The sequence below is a fragment of the Mucilaginibacter sp. L196 genome (genome assembly GCF_009765905.1).
Classification (GTDB): Bacteria; Bacteroidota; Bacteroidia; order Sphingobacteriales; family Sphingobacteriaceae; genus Mucilaginibacter.
On sequence record NZ_LMUO01000019.1, the window covers coordinates 72,778 to 94,473 of the forward strand.

Annotated in this window: 20 protein-coding genes; 10 read left to right on the forward strand and 10 right to left on the reverse strand. The window is 39.7% G+C overall.

Going from position 1 to position 21,696, the window contains the following annotated elements:
* Window positions 1–23: 23 nt before the first annotated feature.
* Window positions 24–1,739 (reverse strand): gamma-glutamyltransferase, encoded by a 1,716-nt coding sequence (gene ggt / locus GSQ74_RS16745; protein WP_158995380.1) that lies wholly within the window; start codon window positions 1,737–1,739, stop codon window positions 24–26.
* A gap of 219 nt (window positions 1,740–1,958) precedes the next feature.
* Here ggt and GSQ74_RS16750 point away from each other — a divergent pair, with 219 nt between their 5' ends.
* A complete protein-coding gene (locus GSQ74_RS16750; protein ID WP_158995381.1) occupies window positions 1,959–2,474 on the forward strand; it encodes a hypothetical protein in 516 nt (171 codons plus the stop codon).
* A 323-nt stretch (window positions 2,475–2,797) separates the two neighbouring features.
* On the opposite strand, the gene GSQ74_RS16755 is transcribed toward GSQ74_RS16750, so the two are convergent.
* From GSQ74_RS16755 to GSQ74_RS16765, 3 genes are all read right to left on the reverse strand, one after another.
* Window positions 2,798–6,526, reverse strand: a complete 3,729-nt coding sequence (locus tag GSQ74_RS16755) for a S8/S53 family peptidase (RefSeq protein WP_158995382.1) — start codon at window positions 6,524–6,526, stop codon at window positions 2,798–2,800.
* 140 nt (window positions 6,527–6,666) lie between these two features.
* The gene (locus GSQ74_RS16760; RefSeq protein ID WP_158995383.1) at window positions 6,667–7,284 is read right to left on the reverse strand and encodes an HAD family phosphatase; all 618 of its coding nucleotides are present in this window, start codon (window positions 7,282–7,284) and stop codon (window positions 6,667–6,669) included.
* 127 nt (window positions 7,285–7,411) lie between these two features.
* Window positions 7,412–8,071 carry a DUF47 domain-containing protein gene (locus GSQ74_RS16765; RefSeq protein ID WP_158995384.1) on the reverse strand — a complete coding sequence of 220 codons (660 nt, stop codon included), beginning with the start codon at window positions 8,069–8,071 and terminating at the stop codon, window positions 7,412–7,414.
* A gap of 297 nt (window positions 8,072–8,368) precedes the next feature.
* Here GSQ74_RS16765 and GSQ74_RS16770 point away from each other — a divergent pair, with 297 nt between their 5' ends.
* The 6 genes from GSQ74_RS16770 (at window position 8,369) to phoU (ending at window position 14,336) form a co-directional block, all read left to right on the forward strand.
* Window positions 8,369–9,808 carry a hypothetical protein gene (locus GSQ74_RS16770; RefSeq protein WP_158995385.1) on the forward strand — a complete coding sequence of 480 codons (1,440 nt, stop codon included), beginning with the start codon at window positions 8,369–8,371 and terminating at the stop codon, window positions 9,806–9,808.
* 29 nt (window positions 9,809–9,837) lie between these two features.
* Window positions 9,838–10,878, forward strand: coding sequence for a phosphate ABC transporter substrate-binding protein PstS (gene pstS, locus GSQ74_RS16775; protein ID WP_158995386.1), 1,041 nt, complete (start codon window positions 9,838–9,840; stop codon window positions 10,876–10,878).
* A 183-nt stretch (window positions 10,879–11,061) separates the two neighbouring features.
* Window positions 11,062–11,976, forward strand: coding sequence for a phosphate ABC transporter permease subunit PstC (gene pstC, locus GSQ74_RS16780; protein ID WP_216846773.1), 915 nt, complete (start codon window positions 11,062–11,064; stop codon window positions 11,974–11,976).
* 6 nt (window positions 11,977–11,982) lie between these two features.
* Window positions 11,983–12,828 carry a phosphate ABC transporter permease PstA gene (gene pstA, locus GSQ74_RS16785; protein WP_158995387.1) on the forward strand — a complete coding sequence of 282 codons (846 nt, stop codon included), beginning with the start codon at window positions 11,983–11,985 and terminating at the stop codon, window positions 12,826–12,828.
* A complete protein-coding gene (gene pstB / locus GSQ74_RS16790) occupies window positions 12,810–13,568 on the forward strand; it encodes a phosphate ABC transporter ATP-binding protein PstB (RefSeq protein WP_158995388.1) in 759 nt (252 codons plus the stop codon). Before pstA ends, pstB begins: the two co-directional genes overlap by 19 nt.
* Window positions 13,569–13,643: 75 nt before the next feature.
* Window positions 13,644–14,336: a phosphate signaling complex protein PhoU gene (gene phoU, locus GSQ74_RS16795; protein WP_158995389.1), complete on the forward strand. Its 693-nt coding sequence runs from the start codon at window positions 13,644–13,646 to the stop codon at window positions 14,334–14,336.
* Window positions 14,337–14,400: 64 nt separating this feature from the next.
* On the opposite strand, the gene arsB is transcribed toward phoU, so the two are convergent.
* Genes arsB through GSQ74_RS16815 form a run of 4 tightly spaced genes read right to left on the reverse strand, consistent with a single transcriptional unit; the run spans window position 14,401 to window position 16,800 of the window.
* Window positions 14,401–15,465, reverse strand: a complete 1,065-nt coding sequence (arsB, locus tag GSQ74_RS16800) for an ACR3 family arsenite efflux transporter (protein WP_158995390.1) — start codon at window positions 15,463–15,465, stop codon at window positions 14,401–14,403.
* A 4-nt stretch (window positions 15,466–15,469) separates the two neighbouring features.
* The gene (locus GSQ74_RS16805) at window positions 15,470–15,886 is read right to left on the reverse strand and encodes an arsenate reductase ArsC (protein WP_158995391.1); all 417 of its coding nucleotides are present in this window, start codon (window positions 15,884–15,886) and stop codon (window positions 15,470–15,472) included.
* 11 nt (window positions 15,887–15,897) lie between these two features.
* Window positions 15,898–16,425, reverse strand: coding sequence for a DUF6428 family protein (locus tag GSQ74_RS16810; protein WP_254060908.1), 528 nt, complete (start codon window positions 16,423–16,425; stop codon window positions 15,898–15,900).
* Between the two features lie 45 nt (window positions 16,426–16,470).
* A complete protein-coding gene (locus tag GSQ74_RS16815) occupies window positions 16,471–16,800 on the reverse strand; it encodes a helix-turn-helix transcriptional regulator (RefSeq protein ID WP_158995392.1) in 330 nt (109 codons plus the stop codon).
* 125 nt (window positions 16,801–16,925) lie between these two features.
* Here GSQ74_RS16815 and GSQ74_RS16820 point away from each other — a divergent pair, with 125 nt between their 5' ends.
* Together GSQ74_RS16820 and GSQ74_RS16825 are read left to right on the forward strand one after the other, a co-directional pair.
* On the forward strand, window positions 16,926–17,570 hold the full coding sequence (locus tag GSQ74_RS16820) for an HAD family hydrolase (RefSeq protein WP_158995393.1): 645 nt from the start codon (window positions 16,926–16,928) through the stop codon (window positions 17,568–17,570).
* 83 nt (window positions 17,571–17,653) lie between these two features.
* Window positions 17,654–17,992, forward strand: a complete 339-nt coding sequence (locus GSQ74_RS16825) for a nuclear transport factor 2 family protein (RefSeq protein ID WP_158995394.1) — start codon at window positions 17,654–17,656, stop codon at window positions 17,990–17,992.
* 24 nt (window positions 17,993–18,016) lie between these two features.
* Here GSQ74_RS16825 and GSQ74_RS16830 read toward each other — a convergent pair whose 3' ends face one another.
* Window positions 18,017–19,189, reverse strand: coding sequence for an ROK family transcriptional regulator (locus GSQ74_RS16830; protein ID WP_158995395.1), 1,173 nt, complete (start codon window positions 19,187–19,189; stop codon window positions 18,017–18,019).
* Between the two features lie 173 nt (window positions 19,190–19,362).
* The gene (locus GSQ74_RS16835) at window positions 19,363–19,938 is read right to left on the reverse strand and encodes a YceI family protein (RefSeq protein WP_158995396.1); all 576 of its coding nucleotides are present in this window, start codon (window positions 19,936–19,938) and stop codon (window positions 19,363–19,365) included.
* Between the two features lie 203 nt (window positions 19,939–20,141).
* Here GSQ74_RS16835 and GSQ74_RS16840 point away from each other — a divergent pair, with 203 nt between their 5' ends.
* Window positions 20,142–21,674 (forward strand): amino acid permease, encoded by a 1,533-nt coding sequence (locus GSQ74_RS16840; protein ID WP_158995397.1) that lies wholly within the window; start codon window positions 20,142–20,144, stop codon window positions 21,672–21,674.
* Window positions 21,675–21,696: the final 22 nt, after the last annotated feature.

The following is a 21,696-nucleotide window of genomic DNA, read 5'->3' on the forward strand; positions in this document are numbered from 1 at the left end:
AGTAATTTTCGGCTTCGTAAAATTTACCATCCAAGTTTGGTGTCATCGCCACGTGGATCGGCACCGCCTTCATAATAACCCCATTTTGTTTTCAAAATTGCATCAACACGGCCTATCGGTTTATGATCTGCAATTTTGTAGCCCTTCTTTTGCAACTTTTGGCGAGTGAGGCTATCTATTGCTCCTGCCTCAACATCCACTTCATCCGGTAACCATTGGTTATGGAAACGTTTTGCAGCAACGGCTTGTTGCATATCCATATTGAATTCAATCGCGTTTAATATGGTTTGAAATACAGAAGTGATAATAGTTGACCCTCCCGGCGTGCCTACCACCATAAAAAGCTTACCGTCCTTTTCAACAATAGTTGGTGTCATGGATGATAACATCCGTTTGCCGGGCTGTATACTATTAGCTTTGCCGCCAACCAAACCGTACATATTCGGAACGCCGGGTTTTTCGCTAAAATCATCCATCTCGTTATTCAGTAGAAAGCCTGCGCCTTTAACAAATATTTTCGACCCGAATGTATCATTAAGTGTGGTGGTGATGGATACCGCATTCCCATCACGATCAACAACGCAATAGTGCGTGGTCTGATTACTTTCATAACCTATGAAAGTTCCCGGCTGTATTGCTGTACTTGGAGTAGCTGCGTTCCAGTTAAAGCTTTGCATCCGCTGCGCGATATAGGCAGGATTTAACAAGCTGTCAACAGGTACCTTATAAAAGTCAGGATCACCTAAGTATTTTGAACGGTCAGCATAAACGCGGCGCTCTGCCTCAACCATTAATTGTACGGTTGAATCCTGGTTATAGCCCCATCGTTGTAAAGGATATTTCTCAACTGATTTTAATAATTGAATTAAGGCAATACCACCGCTTGAGGGAGGGGGCATAGTAATAATAGTATAATTTTTATACTTACCGATGATAGGTTTACGCCAAACGGCATGGTAATTTTTAAGATCAGCTTTGGTGATGATGCCATCGCCACCTTTCATTTCGGCTACCATTTCATCGGCAACTTCGCCCTCGTAAAAGCCTGCGCGACCTTTATCACGAATGAGCTCTAGCGTTTTCGCCAAGTCACTCTGAACTAATAAATCACCTTCTTTCCACGGTGTATCTTTTAGCATATAAGATTTGCCGGGATTCAACCTTTTAAATATCCCCTGTGATTCATTTAATCCCGCGGCAAGTTTAGCTGTAACTTTAAACCCATCGGCAGCCAAATCAATCGCGGGCTGAACAAGATCGGCCCATTTTAATTTGCCGTATTTATTATGCGCCTCAATCATGCCATCAACAGAACCCGGTACACCCGATGCTTTATGAGTATATAAACTCATATCAGGTATTGGATTGCCCGCTGAATCAAGGTACATGTTGGTAGTTGCGGCGGCGGGTGCTTTTTCTCTGAAATCGAGTGTATTGCTTTGGCCATCGGCAGCACGATATACCATAAATCCGCCGCCGCCTATATTGCCGGCCTGTGGTAATGTTACCGCAAGCGCGAATTGTACAGCAATGGCAGCATCAACGGCATTGCCGCCCTTTTGAAGGATGGCCAGCCCAACCTTTGATGCATCAGGGTAAGCGCAAACAACCATGCCGTTAGTATATTCCTTACCGCTGGTATCATTTAAAGCTCCCTGCACGCAGGCATGGAGGGTAGAGATGACAAGTAAAAATGAGAGCACATAACATGCTTTTTTTATTATGATGGAATTTCGCATTTATTATAATGTGGTTAAAAATATCCGCAATGCTTTGCCGGGATAACCGCACTAATTTAGTTTATTTTGGTGCATTGTACTGTTAAAAATAGAATTGTTTTTTATTGACACACAGCTAGTTTGCCGGTTGTAATATTTATTTTTTAGATAACAAAGCCATAAAACTTAATTTTGGCCGTTTACTGATTGTAACATTTATACTCACAAAACTACCTATTGATGAAAAAAGTACTAATAACATTGTTTATTTCAGCTTCCTTTTTGCTAATGACTAACAGGTCGCAGGCACAGGATTCGCAAACGCAGGGCGGACAGGATTATAAAACTGCTGTAGGATTAAAATTTGGCCCATTTGAAAGTGGGGTAAGCATTAAATACTTTCCTACCAGTGATATATCTTATGAAGGTATAATCGGCTTCAAGAATCACGGACTTGTTTTAACCGGCTTGTATGAATTAAACCAGGAAGCCTTTAATGTGCCCGCATTAAAGTTCTATTATGGATTCGGTGCCCATATCGGTTCTGTGGGCAAGGGCGAAATTGACAATTTTAACGGCAGTGAATATTATAACAACAACCATATTTTATTAGGAGCAGATGGAGTTATTGGTCTTGAATATACTTTTCCCCAAGCGCCTATAGCCATAAGCCTTGATCTTGATCCAAGGATAGAGCTGGCCAGTGGCCCATACTTTGATCTTGCTCCCGGCATCGGATTAAAATATACCTTTTAGTATTCTGAATTATCACTAGCGCGAAATCCGTTTTCGCAGTACTCATTACTACTGTACCGTATCATGTGTAAGTGAAACAATTGGTACATTTGGTACACTTTTATGCCCAAAATCGCCCTAAAAAGCATCAAAAAGGGCGTTTTTACTTCGGTTTTAAGCATCAAAACAGCTTGAAAAACACTGTTTTGGTGTCATTTTTCATTAAAAACAGGTCAAAAAGACGTGTTTTTATCTAAAAAAATGACTAAAAATCACTCTTTTTTAACTTTAAAACACCAAAAGTGTACCAGCGTAGTACACTTTTTGAGCATATAAAAAGATCGTTATCTAACAATAACGATCTTTTTTGTATAAACCTTAGTGCCCAGCGTCAACTTTAATATATATGCGCCGGGAGCCTGGTTGCTTACATTTAATATGGTGCTAAAATTACCCGCAGCTATACCTTGTTTGCCAGTATATACAATCCTGCCTATGCTGTTTACCAGGCTAAGTGTCATGTCCGTATTGGTTGGAGCATCAAACAGTACATTTAAAATAGTATTTGCCGGTACCGGATATACTGTTAAGCCTACCCCATTATCAGTTAAAGTAGATGGGGATATATATACATAAGTAGAAGATGTATCTGAACAACCGGTGCTTGATGTAACCCTAACTTTATAATTGCCATTAACTGTTGGTGAGTACGTTTGGTTAATAGCATTATTTATAATGGTGTCATTTAAGTACCATTGGTTGCCTGATGAAAAATTAGAGCTTAGTACTGTACCATTGCCGGTAATAGTTGGTCTAACCAGTGTTGCCGCCTGTCTTCCATCAGATGTACAACCCGCGCTTATTACCTTTAAGTTATAAAAATAGTAATAGTAAGTAGCTGGGTTGGTACCTGTACCTGTCGCGGTGTTGCTAGTTATCGTAAATACGCTATCGGCAGAGAAAGGGTATCCGCTTACACCGGCATTATTACGGTAGATGGTGACATTGGCATCATAGGTAACATTTATTGAATAATCTCCTGCTGCGGGTATCTGTAAATTTAGATTATATACCCTGCCTGTATCGCTTGGATCATCATCTTGTGCGCCTGGTTGTGGGTTAGTAGTGGTTGCAGCAGCGTTAATGGTAGTGCTTGATAATGTTTCGCCGCCTGCATTGGTTACCGAAAAAGTTATACTACCGGGATAGCCAATGTATAAACGCGCGCTTTGTAATATTACCGGCGCATTGGCATGCACCAAAACTGAGGGGCCAAACTGATTATATCCACCGCCGGTAAAAGCTTCTTTAGTGGCAGGGCCAACTGTCCCGCTAAAATCATTAAGGCCTGCGTAAACTGTTTTGTTTGCCGGGATTTGTGCTGCTATTGCAGGAGATCCTATGGCAATAGGAGCTGTATCGGTAGTGTTATTATACCAGAATATTGTTCCATCGCCGGTTCCGGTAAATGAATATTTACTACTTTCAATACAATAGTTAACATTCAGGTTGCTTACGGTTGGGGCTGGGTTTATGGTGATTTTTGAGCTTGCCGTATCGTTACTGGTTATAGCATCATTAGGCAGGCTGGTTATAGCCGTTATGGTATATGTTGCTCCCGCTGTTGCATTAAATGTTGAATTTAACGTGAAATTAGCTTCAGCTAATGGTGATAATGTACCTGTATAAGTTTCATTAAAAGTGGTAATAGTATTGTTAGGTGCTTTTACGGTAACTGTTACAGGGATATTGCTGATGGATGCAGAACCATAGTTTTTTAGCGTAACTATAATAGGAGTAGAGCCAGAGCAAGCACCGGATGTATCCGGACTGGCGATTGCAACTGCACCTGCATCGGTGGTTGATTTTATAAATTCAACACGGTAATCCTGTGTTTCGCCTTTCGCGTAAGAGCCGCATGCCTGTACCGTCGAGGTATCGCTGGTTTCTGTTAATACTACGCGCATTAAACTGTAATTGCCGGGTATAACAGTAATGGGAACCGTAACGTTAGTGGTGTAAGTTCCGGTGCCATTAATAACATTTGTGGTTGCTACCAGCTCGCCCGGGCCATTGAAATTGCCATCGCCATTCCAGTCAATATATACTTTAGCAACTTTATTGAAATTATTACCACAAGTACCCAATGTAAGGCTTAATGGATAAGTTTTTCCTGCAACCAGTGAATCGGTAAGGTTTGTATAATCAGAATAAGTAGTACAGCCTGCCGGCGGAGTATTATTTATGTTTGATAGTGTTACGTTGTTTATACGCGAATCAGCGCTTGACGTTGGTCCAGATGTACAATAGGCAGATCCTCCCACACCAGTTGCTATTAGTGAATAGGCTTGTCCGCCTGATTTTAAAGTGTTTTTGTGCGATACGGTGATGGTGTATTTCCTGCCGGGAACAGCACCTGCGATGTAAACCTGTTCAACATTATCACGAATATTATCACCAGTTTGTGCCGGGCTTGATGGATTTGATGGGTCTAATATCCAGGGCATAAAGGTAGTCGTGCTGTCGCTAACCCTAACATCCAGGTCATTTACCAATTTAATAGTTGGGTCGTTTACTATACCATCCGCCGTTGCAGTACCTGCAGGATCTGTCCATGAAATAGTAGCTATTAGCGGCCCATCACCTGATGCTGTTACGGTAAGTGTTTTTGTTTGTCCTTGAGATAAGGAATCTTCTTTGATTATGCTTTTTGTGCCATTATCAATTAATGCCTGTGCCGCGCTTTTGGTATTGAGCAATCCCCATCCATACATATAATCTGGTCCAACGTTTCCTGCATCAACAGCAGTCGCGCATACCAGTCCTTTTAAGGTAGCAGCACGCATAAAAGCTCCGGAGTGTTTCTCGGCATAATACTCCTGCAATAAATATAAGGAGCCGGTTACATTGGGCGCCGACATGGATGTACCACTTAACGTAATATAAGTTGTGGGTGACGCGGCGCCACATGATAGTACATTTTCGCCCATACCCACTATATCGGGTTTAACCCTCCCATCATCAGTTGGCCCATAACTACTAAAGTAACTTGCAATAATAGATGCACTATTTGGTGGCCCGTATGGTAACTGGCCTACAGATCCAACCGTTAAAATATTTTTAGCGTTGCCCGTAGTGGCGATACCATCATAACCAAGTTGACTGCTAATATTACTGGTAGCAGTACGGGTTTTTGTTATCAGGGTCATGTTTGTTGCGCTTGTGTAACCCTGGTAGGTGCCGCCAATTGCAGGGCCATTATAGCCGCGTGAATTTCCTGCGGATTCCACTATCAGGTAATAAGGCGCATTATATTCTATCTGGTCGAAGCTTACCGTACGGTCACTATATTGGCCGAAAGCATAGTCGACACTATCGCCCGGTAAGCCATACCACGTCCAGTTGCCATTAGCATCCAGGTCCCATCCGGCAACATCCCCATAAGAGTGGTTTGATAGTATTAACCCTGAGGCAGCCGCGCTTATGGTAGTAATATCATTATTAAAATCATAGGATTGCAGGGTAGCTGCATTAAAAGCCATCCCTTTGGCTGGGGCATAAACACCCTTGGCTATCATGGTGCCTGCAACATGTGTTGAGTGATCTAATACCGCTTCGGTAGTATTAATGGTTATGGTTTTGCCAGCAAATTCCTGGTGAGCGGCATATACCGCGCCGCCATCCCAAATTCCAAGTTTATTGGCTAAGAAACTGCTTGATCCTGATAGATTAAGGCCTAACGATCCGCCGGGTTGAACCGCATTGGTTTGTGTTGTTGCTGCGGATATTATATTATCATAAGTTTTAAGGTAGATAGGGAAGCCTTTGCTATTCAATCCCTGCAATGATTTTACGCCACCATCTTTGGTTTTAGTCCGGATTTTCCAACCGTGAATGGCAGCTTGTGCCAAAGCTTGTTGATGACTGCTGGTATATAAGGCGTTTTTTTGAACAGACAGATCATGAAGGGCTTTCTTTTTAGCATCGGTAACTAGCTGATGCTGGCCAAAGGCATCACCAATAAAAATAAATAACAAAATACCGGTAATTATTGCCGAGTAGCATTTCCTCATAAGCCCTGAAAATAAATATTTTAACCTGTTAAGTTTAGTTTAACAAGTTTCTGTAATTTAAACGGGATTAGGAAATTTTTCAGATTGTAATGGCATTAGAATCGATGAAACAGTATTTTAACCCGACTAATTGCCAAGCACTATATTTTATCGATTCTTATCCATTTCATACCTGCTGCTTCAGCTGCACGGGTTCCCGCTTCGCCATCTTCAAAAACAAGGCAATACTCTGGCGCTACACCTAACTTTTCGGCAGCCGCCAAAAACGGATCAGGATATGGTTTGCCATGCGGAGTTTCGCCTGCACAAACTAATACATCAGGCAGATCAGCTATTCCAAGTACGCGCAAGGTTCTTTCCACCGCACTACGCTGGCTTCCGGATACTACGCCAATTTTAACTTTGCCTACATGTGCCTTTAGATGATTAACCACATAATCTATGGGCTGGGTTTGATCTATATATTCTTCCAGGAAGAGTTCTTCTCTTTTATGGGCGAATTCAATCGGATCAAGCGTGCTGTTGTAACGTTTGTTTATTTCTTCAACAACTTTTACAACGGGCCATCCAGCTAGCTCATCAACCAAAGCAGCATCTATTAAAACACCATCTTGGGCGGCTATATGTACGTAGGTTTTTTTGTGGGCGCCCATGTTATCGGCAAGTGTTCCATCGCAATCATATAAAAATGCCTGGAAATCGCCTTCAGTAAGCACGGTAAGCTTTTCGTATCTGGAATTATTAGTAGTATCTGCCATTATATCGCAAAAGTAATTATTTATTTAGCCCCACCTAAATCCTCCCCGGTAAGGAGGACTTAAAAAATCAAACGTGGGCGAAGCCAAAGTCTCCCCTTCCGGGGGAGATTTAGAGGGGGCCAGTTATTTAACTATTAACCGAATAATTAAAGCTGTTTACTAATATGGTTTTTAAAACATCGGTAACACCTTTGCACTTATTTGTGGTAGTTTCTAATGAATATAGTATTTCGCGGTATTTGATCAATGTTATTGCGTTCTTCTCGTTCGCGAACAAGTCTGCAAGGGCATTATAATATATCTGATCAGAGTTATGCTCTAATTGTTTAATGTGTCGGCACGATTCCAATATTAAAACACCTTTTGCGGATGCACTAAGCATATTAATTGATTTTTTAATTTCCTTGCTCGCTTCCAATACAATGTCAGCAATTTCTATCATGGATGAAGTGAACTCTGTAATATTATATAGATATATCCGTTCGCTTGCCTCATGTATAAAATCGGCAACATCATCAATGGCCGATGCAAGGGTATGAATATCAGGGCGGTTTAAAGGGGTAAATATTACCTTATCAAGCGCCAGGTATATTTTATGGGTGATGTCATCGCCACAATTTTCAAGGCGGTCTATTTGTTTAAAGATCACTTCCCGGTCATCGGCCAAGTCACTATTTACCGCATTCACCAGTAAGCCAGCCATTTCAACGGTATTATCAGCAGCTTGATCAAATAGATTGTAGAACTGTGCGCCATTTAAAAAGTAATCCTGGAAAAATCTTCCCATATGCCTGTTGTTATTTAAACGCTAAAATAAAGGCGGGATATTAACTAGGCATTAACGCAGGATTATGCTATGTTAATTTTATATAAACAAATTTAAAGAGGTGTTTTTGACTGTAAATAACTGCTAAACAGCTGTTTATTTAATATGAATTTAATCAATAATTAATCAAATTATACTCAGAGTATATAAATAATGTCGAGTTAATATTTAAATAACATTACCAAATGTTAATGCATCCTTAATATTAAGGTAACCTGAGCGCCGCACCTTTGAAGAAAAAAATTAACTCATATCGTTATGAAAAAAACGTTTACGTATTTACTTAGTACAGCTTTATTAACAGGATTGTTAATGAGCAGCTTTACTACTGAAGCCCAAACTACTTTTGCATCGGCAGAAACCATGCATAAAAAAACAGTTATTAAAACTGACTCAGCAGCTAATGCAAATATAACACCTACTAAAGTAGCTGCAAAGGATGAGCCTGTTGATACTGCATGGCATCCACAAAGAAGATTATGGGGTTATGCATTTGGTGATGCTTATTATGATCAGCATTCACCTGCTTTAACTTCTACTCAAGGTAAAGAAAATAACTATTACCAAACACCAAGTAACAGAAACGCTTTCCAATTCCGTCGTATTTATTTAGGTTACGACTACGATATTAACAAGAAATTCAAAGCTGAAGTTTTGTTAGCATCTGAGCCTAATGAGAATACGCTTCCTGTAAGCAGCACTGTTGGTGTTCAAAATAGCGATAACCTTGCTGATGGCAAAATGTCATTCTATATCAAAAACTTCAACTTACGTGCAAGAGAAGTTTGGCCAGGAACTGACTTCGTGATTGGTGAATTGAGTACCCCTGGTTTCGCATTGAACGAAGGTGGAACAAATGCTCCAACATCACTATCGGAAACAACTTGGGGATACCGTTCTGTTGAAAGAACTATCACTGACTTCCACAAGAATAACTCTTATGACGTTGGTGCTGCTTTACAAGGTACTTTTGATCCTAAAACTAAAAACTTCGGTTATGTTTTCATGATCGGTGATAACACTACTTCAACTTTAGCTACTGTTTATAACAGCAATAACGCTATAAGTGCAACCAATCCTAACCCTAACACAGGTTTCTTCAAAATATTTTATGGTGATTTGTGGGGTAAATTCCTGAACAATAGAATATATGTCGATTTATACGCGGATTATGCAAAAACTCAATCTAATACGCCTGTAGCTACTACAGTTCTTCCTTCAGGTGTTTTAGGTACACAAGAGCACAATATGTATAAGATATTTGTTTCGTACAACAGCACACCTATAACCGTGGGTGTTGAGGCCTATACCCAACAATTTGGATTAGGTGTTACCGATAAAACTACACTAACAGCTGAGAATGTAACTGCACAAGGCCTTTCAATATGGGCTAGAGGTGCCATTGTTAAAAATCAATGGGGTTGGTTTGCTCGTTACGATAGCTACAATCCTGATACCAAATTTAACGGTGCTAATACTTACACTGTTAATACTAACTACGGTTCATATGACCCTACAGTTAAAGAACAATTTGTTACAGCAGGTTTAGATTTTACACCAGCTAAAAACATCCACTTTATGCCAAACGTATGGTTTACAAGGTACAACGAACAGTTAGACAAAACTACAGCAGGTTATTTAGCTGATAATCACACTTTGGTATACAGAATGACTTTCTTCTACACTTTTGGTAAATAATAACAAACAAGTAATATAAAATACAGATCATGAAAGTAATGAAAAGTTTAAAAGTTGCGGTTGTTGCATTAGCAGCATCAGTGGCAACATTATCTGCTTCGGCACAGGATAATACCTTACTGGGTGCAGGTAGTACATTTGTTTACCCCCTGTTCTCAAAAATGTTCTCTCAATACACTGCTACTAAAGTAAACTACCAGTCAATTGGTTCTGGTGGCGGTATATTGCAATTAACAAACAAAACAGTTGATTTTGGTGATTCAGATGCTCCTTTAAATGCTGATCAAACAGCTAAAATGAGTGCCCCTGTTCTGCATATCCCAATGACTTCAGGTGCTGTTGTTGTAACTTACAACATTCCTGGTGTTAGCGCGGCTTTAAACCTTACCGGTAAAGATCTTGCTGATATTTACTTAGGTAAAATTACTACCTGGAACGCAGCTGAAATTAAAGCTAGCAACAAAGGTGTTAACTTACCTGAATTACCTATCGTGGTTATTCACCGTTCAGATGGTAGCGGTACATCATTTATCTTCACTGATTACTTAACTAAAGTAAATGCTGATTGGGCAAAAAGAGTTGGTAAAGCAAGTGCTGTTAACTGGCCAGCTGGTTTAGGTGGCAAAGGTAGCGAAGGTGTTGCTGGTTTAGTAAAGCAAACTCCTGGTGCTATTGGTTATGTTGAATTAGCTTATGCTAAACAAAACCATATGCCTTTTGCTAACATCCAAAACAAAGGCGGTAAATTTATTACTCCAACTATCGAAGCTACAACTTTAGCAAGCAACGTGGTTATCCCTGCAGATTCAAAAGTATCTATCACTGATACTGATAACCCTAAAGGTTACCCAATTGCCAGCTTTACCTGGGCTTTAATATACAAAGAGCAAAACTACGGTAGCCGTTCAAAAGCTCGTGCTACTGAGTTATTGAAATTGTTATGGTGGAACATTCACCAGGGACAAGCTGATTGCGCTCCGTTAAACTATGCACCGCTTTCAAAATCGGCTGTTAAAGTTGCTGAGCAAATATTAAAATCAGCTACTTACGACGGTAAAGCAATATTATAATAAGAGTTAAGAATTAGCCCCCTCTAAATCTCCCCCGGTAGGGGAGACTTTAATTTCGCTCTTTTTAAAAGCCCTCCCTTCCGGGGAGGGTTGGGTGGGGCTCTTGATTCTCTAAAAAAAACTACCAGCTTCCTGCGAAAATCGGGGGCTGGTAATTGTTTGTATAAGAAAACCAACAAGTTTGTGGAAAATAAAAGATTAAAACTATCTAACAGTCAGCTTAAATGGGAAACCATATTTAGGCGTATACTGATAGCAATGAGCATTTTGCTGGTGGTCATCATATTAGGTGTACTGGCAACGCTCATCGTTGAATCTATGCCCTCAATCAAATCATTAGGTATAGGGTTTTTATGGGGCAAGGTATGGGATCCGGTAAGCAATATATACGGTGCTTATCCATTTTTAGTAGGTACGTTGCTTACATCCTTTATCGCGCTTATTATTTCGGTGCCTTTCTCTTATGCTATCGCGATTTACCTTGGGGAGTATAATCCTAAAGGCTGGTTATCTGACCTGTTAAAGAATGCTATTGAGCTGATCGCGGCAGTTCCATCTATCATTTATGGTTTCTGGGGGTTGTTCGTATTGGTGCCTATCATCCGCACTTTCGAGATGAAAATTGGTGTTGCCCCTTATGGTATTGGTGTTTTAACTTCATCACTTATTTTAGCGGTGATGATTATCCCGTATGCTGCATCATTAGGTATAACATTGATTCGCATGGTGCCCTCTCCATTAAAAGAAGCTGCTTACGGTTTGGGCGCAACACGTTTTGAAGTTATCAGAAGCGTAATTATGCCTTATACCCGTTCGGGTTTATTTGCAGGTGTATTGCTTTCGTTAGGCAGGGCCTTAGGCGAAACTATGGCAGTAACCATGTTGATTGGTAATACCAGCGCGGTTGCTGATAGTATCAAGAACGCCATTTTCGGTCCGGGTAACACCATGGCTAGCGTAATAGCCAATGAGTTTACTGAAGCAGATCATACCGAATATCTATCAGCGTTGATAGAACTTGGTTTGGTATTGTTTTTTGTAACAGTGATAATTAACCTGATTGGTAAACGAATCATCACCCGGTTCACAAACGACTAATCTGTTATGGAATTAAATATAGGATTAAGAAACACCAAGAGCGCGATATTCAAAGGCATCATAGTATTTTTTGCTTTTTTAATTACCGTGCCGCTTATAGTTGTATTAGGTTACATTATAAAACAAGGTATATTCCAGGTTAACTGGCATTTTTTAACCAGTGTACCTGCCCCGGTGGGTGAAACAGGCGGTGGTATAATAAATGCATTGGTAGGTAGTTTTATCATGGTTATGGTAGCCGCGGTGGTCGCTATCCCTGTTGGAATGGCAGCCGGGATATATCTGAGTGAAAATCCACGGTCGAAACTTGCTTACTACAGTGGTTTATGTGTTGATATTTTGCAAGGCGTGCCATCAATTGTGGTAGGTATTGTTGTTTATTTCTGGATAGTGAAACCGCTTGGTACATTCTCGGCATTATCAGGTAGTGCCGCTTTGGCCATTATGATGTTGCCGATCGTGATCAGATCAACAGAACAGACACTTAAAATGTTGCCTGATTCATTAAAAGAGGCTGCGCTTTCATTAGGCGTACCCTATCACAGGGTGATTTTAAAAGTTATCGTTCCGTGCGGATTTGCGGGTATCCTATCAGGTATCATGCTGTCAATTGCGCGTGTTATTGGTGAAACTGCACCATTATTGTTTACCGCCTTTGGTAACCCTTATTTATCATATTCGCTTACCAAACCAATGGAAAGCTTACCTCACCTGATATTTACCTATGCCACCAGCCCTTATGACGACTGGCACAACCTGGCCTGGGGCGCATCATTCATATTATTAATGTTTGTTTTAGTATTAAACATATTCACCAAAGTGTTAACAAGAAAATGGAAAGTACAATTGTAAAAGCTGAAAATTATAACTCTTATTTTGGTGATAACCATGTTGTAAAAGATGTAAATATCAGCATAAACAAAAATGAGGTTATCGCGGTAATGGGCCCTTCGGGTTGCGGCAAAACTACGTTTTTACGTGGTATTAACCGTATGCACGAACTGATCCCTAACGCAACATCAAAAGGTAAAATACTACTTGACGGTGAAAATGTTTATGACATGAATGCTATTTATGTGCGGTCGAAAATTGGTATGGTGTTTCAACGCCCTAACCCTTTCCCGAACTTGAGTATATATGAAAATGTTGTAGCTGGATACTTGCTTAACGGCATTAAAATATCAAAAGCTGATAAGGATGTTATCGTTGAAAAATCATTAACCAGCGCCGCTTTGTGGAAAGAGGTTAAAGATTCGTTACATAAAAAAGGGACGTTTTTATCAGGCGGGCAGCAACAGCGCTTGTGCATTGCACGTGCAATTGCCATGCAGCCTGAATTGATTTTGTTTGATGAGCCAACTTCGGCACTCGATCCAATATCTACTTCAAGTGTTGAAGCATTATTTCATGAATTAAAAGCTAACTATACGCTGATCATCGTAACACATAATATGCAGCAAGCTGCTCGTGTTAGTGATAGAACCGCGTTCTTTTACATGGGTGAGTTGGTTGAGTTTGATGATACCAAACAAATGTTCACCAACCCGGCAGATCAGCGTACACAAAATTATATTACAGGAAGGTTTAGTTAATGATAGAGATTAGAGGTTAGTGATTAGTTGAATCAATGATCACTTTTGACTTTTGACTTTTTAATTTTAAATTATATGACACCATTAGAAATTGAGATAAACGGGCTAAAAAAAGAACTTATCAGTATGTGGATATTGGTACAGTCGCAATTAAACAAGGCTAAGGAAGCCATGATCCAGTTTGATAAGGATCTGGCCCGCGAAGTTTTGATAAAAGAAAAAAGAGTAAACTCTTTTGAGTTAAAGATTGACAGGGATTGCGAAAATATCTTCGCGTTACATTGCCCGGTAGCAATCGACCTTAGATTTTTATTAGCAGCTTTAAAAATCAATACCAATTTAGAGCGTATAGGCGATATTGCTGCCAGTATAGCTAAGTATGTAGTTGATTCATCGGTTAACTTTGATCAGGCGGCTATGGAAAGCACTTCTATGATCCGGATGTATGAAGAAGCCGTGAATATATTGATTGACACCCGTACCGCTTTTGAAAAAGAAGATACCGTATTGGCACGTAGCATATTTAAACGTGACGATGTGTTAGATAATATTAATGATGCCGCACCAACTACGGTTGCTGACGTTATAAAAGCTGATATTGACAGTTTGCCTGAGGCGCTTTACATTTTATCCATCATCCGTAAACTGGAGCGGGTAGGCGATCAATCAAAGAACATAGCAGAAGAAATTATTTTTTATGTTGAGGCCAAGATCCTTAAACATTATGAGAGCGGCCGCGAAGATTTGGCCGATGAAGAGCAACAATAGGTTAGTTGAATAAGTTTGATTTGATTTTTAAGAGGCAGGTTTTATACCTGCCTTTTTTGTTGGTTTAATTTGATGGATAAAGTCTTCTCTTCAACCAAAAAGCTACATTAACCAATGCTATTAGAGCAGGTACTTCAACCAATGGACCTATCACTCCCACAAATGCTTGTCCGCTATTAATGCCGAATACACCTATCGCGACAGCAATAGCTAATTCGAAATTATTACCCGCAGCGGTAAAGGATATGGCAGCATTTTGCGAATAATCAGCGCCAAGGTATCTGCCTAAAAAGAAACTGGCTAAAAACATAATGGCAAAGTAAACCACCAACGGCAAGGCGATCCGCAATACATCAAAAGGAATAGCCACAATCAATTTACCTTTAAGACTGAACATTACAATGATGGTAAACAGTAAAGCAACCAATGTGATGGGCGATATAAAAGGAATGAATTTCCACTGATACCAATCTTTGCCTTTTGCTTTTATTAATAGGTATCGGCTACTAAAACCTGCAATAAATGGTATTCCCAAATACGCTGCCACCGACTTTGCAATCGCGCCAATGGTAACATTGATCTCGGAACCTTTGAACCCGAGAAGCGGTAGCAGAATAGTAATAAACAACCAGGCGTACACGCTGTAAAGCAATACCTGGAAAATGCTGTTGATGGCTACTAAGCCTGCGGCATATTCACGGTTGCCATCGGCTAATTCGTTCCATACCAATACCATGGCTATGCAGCGGGCGATACCTATAAGGATAAGTCCGATCATATACTGCGGATAATTATGCAGGAATATTATCGCCAGTGTAAACATTAATATAGGTCCGATGATCCAATTAAGCAGGAGGGATGCACCTAATATTTTGGTATTGCTGAATACTTTGCCAATGGTTTCGTAATTAACCTTAGCCAATGGCGGATATAGCATTAATATTAAACCGATAGCTAAGGGAATATTGGTTGTTCCGCTGGAATATGAATTGATGAATGCAGGTGCCGATGGTATGAAATAACCCAGGGCAATACCTATGCCCATTGCTATAAAAATCCATAGGGTTAGGTAGCTATCCAAAAAAGATAACTTTTTTCGCTGGGTTGGGTTACAGTTATTTGCGCTCATTGGCTTACGATAAATGTTCGTTTACGAAACTTTCGGAGTATGCTTTTATCATATCCCTTACGCTTCTAAATTCATCCATCACCTCGTTTAAATCGCCGGTAGCTTTTGCCGGGTCAGGGAAGTTTTTGTGAAAACGTTGTGCTTTGGTTGGGAAATAAGGGCAGTTCTCCTTCGCGTTATCACAAACCGTTATTACAAAGTCGAAAGCAATATTCATGTATTCATCAATGTTATTGGAGGTATGTTTGGATATATCTATGCCACCCTCGGCCATAACCTGTATAGCTTTTGGGTTAACACCATGGGTTTCTATCCCGGCGCTGTAAACATTTGCTTTGTTGTTTGCAAAGTGCCTTAAATAACCCTCGGCTATCTGGCTGCGGCAACTGTTGCCAGTGCATAGTACTAATATGTTTTTCATTTGTGTGTTAATTAACAACATCCCGATCCTGGTGCGCAGCTATTTGCCCCTGCCAGGTTTTTTAATTCTACTTTTGGCTTATCAGTGCCGCAGCTATCGCCACGGTTAATGGCTTTGCATTGCACAGCATCCGGTCGCAGGTCAATAACCAAGTCGTCGCCATCTATTATAATTTCATTCGGAAACATTTGGCGGGTATCAAAATCAGAATTACCAAATTCAATTTTCACTATTCCATCTGATGCTAATTTTAGTTTTTGCTCCACCACGTCAATAATTGTTAAAGCCTTTTTAGCCTTCATGGGCTTACGCTGATGCTGGCCAATTGGCTCCCATAGCTGAACAACTATTTCTGTCCAACCACTTAGTACTCCGCCGCAATCAACTGATGTGATAGGTGCTTGTTTAATCTCTGTAATGTGATAGGATGCATCAACCAGTTTATTCTCCGCATACTTAAATTGCAGGTTCAACTCAGGGTTTTGTATTAATGTATCCTTAAATGTTTGCCAGTTTGTTGTTTGGGTAGTATTCATCATCTTTTTATTTAATTGTAATATTACGATTGATCGAATCAAATTTTTTTAACAGCAGGTTTTGGGATTCTTATATGCTCCAAAGAAATTACCTAATTCTTTATTCAGCATTGACCATGCTGTGGGCTCAATACAATAACAAACACTTACACCTTCGATAGTGCCTTGTATTAAACCCGCGTTTTTAAGCTCTTTTAAATGCTGCGATATAGTTGCTTGTGCCAGCCCTAGTTCTTCAACTAAATCGCCACAAATACAGGCGTTAGCATTTATTATATGTTGCAGAATGGCAATGCGCGCCGGGTGTGCCATTGCTTTAAGCATTAGCGCCAGCTTGTTTTGCTCATCAGTAAATATTTCAGTTTTGGTAGTTCCCATATTTGTATCGCAATATTACGATTGATTGTTGATATTTGCAATAATTAGAGACTGTTTTTTACTTTACAGATGTTATTTATCATAAAATAACACAATCACGCCGTTAAAAATCTATTTTTGCGGCTATGAGTATCTCACTAAAAAATAAATTCGACAGTATAATTTTTGATCTTGACGGCACACTTTGGGATAGTACCGCTAACGTTGCTGCAGCATGGCAGAAAGCTGAACAACAAGTTAACTATGTGCAAAAGGAATTTACGGTAGATACCATACGTAGCATCACCGGTATGACTTACAAAGCCATATTTGAAGTTTTATTGCCGGAACTTGATGAAAATCAGCGTGAAGAGTTTAAGGCTATAGCCGCCAAATATGAGATTGAAATGCTGGATGAAAAGGGAGGCGAGCTTTATCCGCAACTTGAGTTTGTACTACAAGCCCTGCAAACTAAATACAAGTTATTTATTGTGAGTAATTGCCAGAGTAATTACATCGAGACTTTCCTGAATTTTAGTCAGCTTGGGCATTACTTTTTAGGCCACCAGTGTTACGGTACCAAGAACGCACCTAAGGCTGAGAATATTATGGATATTGTTAATGATCATAACCTTAAAGCGCCGGTTTATGTTGGCGATACCATGGGCGATTTTACCAGCGCGCACAAAGCCGGCGTGCCTTTTATTTTTGCCGATTATGGTTTTGGTAAGGTAGAGGAAGGCCAGATAGCCACGATTGAGCATTTTACCGATCTGCTGGAAATACTTTAGTGATTATAATTAGTTAGACCGTTTGGTTGTAACAACCAAGATTGCTGTAACCCTAATAACAAAAGCTCAGGCAAATTAATACCATGACCATAGAACAAGTTGTAGAAAAGCAAATGCAGGCCTTCGATAATAGAGATATTGAAAGCATGATGGCCGTATTTAATGATGACATTAAAATAATTAGTTTCTCAGATAATAAAACCTTAATTGATGGTTTTGAAGAATGTGAGAAAATGTATTCAGATTTATTTGAACATTCCCCGAAACTTTATGCGGAGATTATAAACACGATTATTTTCGAGAACAAAGCCATTGTTCATGAATTTATTTTTGGAAGAAACGGGAGCGATAAAAAAACGGAACAGGTAATTATTTTTGAAGTAGAAAACGAAAAAATAAGTAAAATCAGCATAATAAGATAAGCAATGTCTTTCAACTTACCATTCTTACTGATCGCAAACTAAACTTTCCATTACCAAAATAGCTGCACCTATCAATTCGGCATCAAAACCGAGTTCTGATATTAATAACTCAGTACTCGCTACCAAACGAGGTATACAATATTTATTTAAAGCCTGTTGTATTGGCGCTAATAATATTTTACCAACTATAGCGCCACGGCCGCTTAGTACAATACTTGCGGGGTTCATAATATGGATAAGAATAGCCAGTGCTTTACCTATCTTATAACCAGAATCCGACAATAATTCTATAGCAAACTGATCGCCTGCGTTTGCTGCGTCCATTATTGCATCGCCAACTAATTTGGGATGATTCTCCTCGGTATATTTTAAAGAAGATACGCGGCCTTCTTTTATACCTTCTATAGCTTTTTGCACAACAACCAGCAAGGATGCTTCAATTTCTAAACAGCCACGTTTACCACAGCTACATAGCGCGTTGCTGTCTGATATAGGGATGTGGCTAAACTCACCCGCAAAACCGTTATGCCCCCGGTATAAGTCATCATTCACAATCATTCCCAAACCTATACCCCAGCCCAGATTAATAACCATAACGTCTTTACGGTTTTTCGCAATACCAAAACGCTGTTCAGCAAGCGCAATAAGACTTGAATCGTTATCGATACAAGTTGGGATCCCTGTTTCCTGTGTTAACAGATGGGTTAAGCTTTCGCCGCCGGCATCAAGGTGGGTGTAGTTTATGCCTTCAATTACATTAATAAACCCGGGCATTCCTATGCCTATGCCTGCAAATTTATCTTTAGGGATACCGGTACTTTTTACATATTGGTTTATGTAAGATATTAGTTTAGGCAACGCGTTGGGGTTATCCATTAACTGCAACTCAACCACCATCATATCACCAACTGAATTGTTAAGTAAATCAGTTAGCTGGATACGGGTTGTAAATTGATCCATGGCCACAGTTAAAATGTACATGGCATCTCCTTTTATGGAATATACCTGCGGCCTGCGGCCGCCGCTTGAGCGCGCGTAACCATCTTCCATTACCAGGCCATCTTCAATCAATTCAGCAATGGCTTTTGCTGTTGAAGGAAGGCTTTTATCCAATATTTCACTTAATTCGGCACATGATAGTCCTTTATCAAAATAAAGATGCTTAATTATCTGGCTTTTTAGCGGTGAATTTTTCAAACTGTTATTAAATTAATGGGTGATGAAAATTTATAAAAGTACGCAATGGAATTGCTAAAGCAAAGTATAAATAAATAGTGCAAATAAGCAATATTTACTGTCACTTTCACGCATAATTATACAAAAAAAGCGCCGAGTTAATACCACGGCGCTTTCAAATATATTTGAGCGGTTTATTTTGCTACTGCAAATTCACCATCAGCTTTAATGGTAACATCATCGCTCAGGATAGCATTTGGATACATACCACCAATGTTAAATGCTGCACGGCTGATAGTTCCGGTTAATTGGAAACCTGCATCATTAGCTTTGCTCATTGGGTTAACAATGGTTCCGCGGTACCAAAGGTCAAGCGTTACCAATTTGGTTATGCCATGTATAGTTAAATTACCGCTTAATTTATAATGGTTAGCTGTTGTTTTAACAATACGGGTGCTGGTGAACGTAAGGGTTGGATTAACAGCAGCGTTAAAGAAATGATCTGATTTTAAATCGCCATCGCGCATATCATTTCCGGTGTTGATAGAAGCTACATTTGCGGTAAGGTCAAATTTAGCATCGCTGAAATCAGGTTTTGTAGTGGTGATGGTTACATCAAAGTCTTTAAAGTTACCGTCAACGTCAGATACGGCCATGTGAGTGATAGTAAATTGCAAGCGAGCATGTGCTTTGTCAACTTTCCAGGTAGTTTGTGCAAATACCGCGGTTTGTAATAACACAGCAGCAGCTAATAGAATTAATTTTTTCATGTTGTTTTTTGTTCTTGAATATTTTAATCAAATGTAGGATAGTTATTTTTATTTAAATGTTTAAACATGTAAATTTATTGTCATATAAATTAGGTTAATTTATGGCTATTTTATGCTATATTCATAGCATAATCAGTGTTTTAGGATATGAAAAAAAATAATTACGTTTGATGCTTAACTGATCGAAATTATTAAAAACATTTATGCGATTTAAAAAGCCACTTGATAAGCTATTACAAGAAGCCGCTGAAACAGGCGAAGGTACGTTAAAAAGAACATTAGGAGCAGGTAATTTGGTTGCCCTGGGCATCGGCGCCATCATTGGAGCCGGATTATTTGTAAGAACCGCTGCTGCAGCCGCAGATCATGCCGGTCCATCTGTAACATTAGCATTTATACTTGCCGCAGTAGGTTGCGGACTTGCCGGTTTATGCTATGCAGAGTTTGCCGCCATGATACCAATTGCAGGTAGTGCTTACACCTATTCATATGCTACAATGGGCGAAATGGTAGCCTGGATTATAGGATGGGATTTAGTACTGGAATATGCCGTTGGTGCAGCCACCGTATCTATCGCCTGGTCTGAATATCTGAATAAACTCCTCAATAATTTTGGTATTAATATACCTTATCAATTCTGCCACTCTCCGTTTCAATCATCATTAGATGGTGTACACGGATTAATAAACATACCTGCGCTATTTATTATAGTATGCCTATCCTTAGTGCTTATTCGTGGTACACAGGAGTCAGCAGCATTAAATGGTATCATTGTTATTGTTAAAGTAGCCATAGTTGTATTGTTTATTAGCATAGGATGGGGCTTTATGAAGCCGATAAACCATACGCCATATATACCTGTAAATGCTGGTGAGGTAGCGTTTTTCCACGGGCAGAAAAGCTTTCTGGATTATTTCGCGAACGACTTCGGGAAGTTTGGTATATCGGGTATAATTAGCGCAGCGGGTGTGGTTTTCTTTGCCTTTATTGGTTTTGATGCCGTATCAACCGCCGCGCAGGAAGCTAAAAATCCTAAAAGGGATATGCCTATCGGTATATTGGTTTCCTTAGCTATCTGTACAGTTTTATATGTATTATTTGGCCACGTATTAACTGGTGTTGCTAATTATAAAGAGTTTGAAGCTGCTGGTAAAGAAGCTTCAGTAGCTTATACCATTGAAACATATATGCAGAGTTACCACTGGTTATCATTATTGGTTACTGTAGCTATTCTGTTCGGTTTCTCATCTGTTATATTGGTGATGTTATTGGGCCAGTCAAGAGTATTTTTCTCTATGTCGAAAGATGGATTGGTACCGCCTGTATTTTCAAAGGTGCATCCGAAATTCAAAACACCTTATAAATCAAATTTGATATTCTTAGTATTCGTGGGCATTTTTGCAGCGTTTGTGCCGGGAGATATAGTAGGGGATATGACCAGTATTGGTACCCTGTTTGCGTTCATGCTAGTTTGTATAGGAGTAATGATCCTAAGAAAATCAGACCCTAATACACCGCGTCCATTTCGTACGCCATGGGTTCCGTTTGTGCCAATCCTGGGTGCGGTAGTTTGTTTATTAATGATGCTTGGCCTTGGTGAATTTAACTGGTTACGTTTAATTATCTGGATGGCTATCGGTTTTGTTGTATATTTTACTTACAGTAAAAAACATTCATTAATACGCAAAGGTGTAGTGGTTTTACCGCATGATCCGGAGCGTCCTACGTTAGATTAATCCAACAAATTATAACTCATTG

Coding starts and splice junctions, on each gene's coding strand:
- ggt (WP_158995380.1), bottom strand. CDS start 1,739: ATGCGAAATTCCATCATAATAAAAAAAGCATGTTATGTGCTCTCATTT.
- GSQ74_RS16750 (WP_158995381.1), top strand. CDS start 1,959: ATGAAAAAAGTACTAATAACATTGTTTATTTCAGCTTCCTTTTTGCTA.
- GSQ74_RS16755 (WP_158995382.1), bottom strand. CDS start 6,526: ATGAGGAAATGCTACTCGGCAATAATTACCGGTATTTTGTTATTTATT.
- GSQ74_RS16760 (WP_158995383.1), bottom strand. CDS start 7,284: ATGGCAGATACTACTAATAATTCCAGATACGAAAAGCTTACCGTGCTT.
- GSQ74_RS16765 (WP_158995384.1), bottom strand. CDS start 8,071: ATGGGAAGATTTTTCCAGGATTACTTTTTAAATGGCGCACAGTTCTAC.
- GSQ74_RS16770 (WP_158995385.1), top strand. CDS start 8,369: ATGAAAAAAACGTTTACGTATTTACTTAGTACAGCTTTATTAACAGGA.
- pstS (WP_158995386.1), top strand. CDS start 9,838: ATGAAAGTAATGAAAAGTTTAAAAGTTGCGGTTGTTGCATTAGCAGCA.
- pstA (WP_158995387.1), top strand. CDS start 11,983: ATGGAATTAAATATAGGATTAAGAAACACCAAGAGCGCGATATTCAAA.
- pstB (WP_158995388.1), top strand. CDS start 12,810: ATGGAAAGTACAATTGTAAAAGCTGAAAATTATAACTCTTATTTTGGT.
- phoU (WP_158995389.1), top strand. CDS start 13,644: ATGACACCATTAGAAATTGAGATAAACGGGCTAAAAAAAGAACTTATC.
- arsB (WP_158995390.1), bottom strand. CDS start 15,465: ATGAGCGCAAATAACTGTAACCCAACCCAGCGAAAAAAGTTATCTTTT.
- GSQ74_RS16805 (WP_158995391.1), bottom strand. CDS start 15,886: ATGAAAAACATATTAGTACTATGCACTGGCAACAGTTGCCGCAGCCAG.
- GSQ74_RS16810 (WP_254060908.1), bottom strand. CDS start 16,425: ATGATGAATACTACCCAAACAACAAACTGGCAAACATTTAAGGATACA.
- GSQ74_RS16815 (WP_158995392.1), bottom strand. CDS start 16,800: ATGGGAACTACCAAAACTGAAATATTTACTGATGAGCAAAACAAGCTG.
- GSQ74_RS16820 (WP_158995393.1), top strand. CDS start 16,926: ATGAGTATCTCACTAAAAAATAAATTCGACAGTATAATTTTTGATCTT.
- GSQ74_RS16825 (WP_158995394.1), top strand. CDS start 17,654: ATGACCATAGAACAAGTTGTAGAAAAGCAAATGCAGGCCTTCGATAAT.
- GSQ74_RS16835 (WP_158995396.1), bottom strand. CDS start 19,938: ATGAAAAAATTAATTCTATTAGCTGCTGCTGTGTTATTACAAACCGCG.
- GSQ74_RS16840 (WP_158995397.1), top strand. CDS start 20,142: ATGCGATTTAAAAAGCCACTTGATAAGCTATTACAAGAAGCCGCTGAA.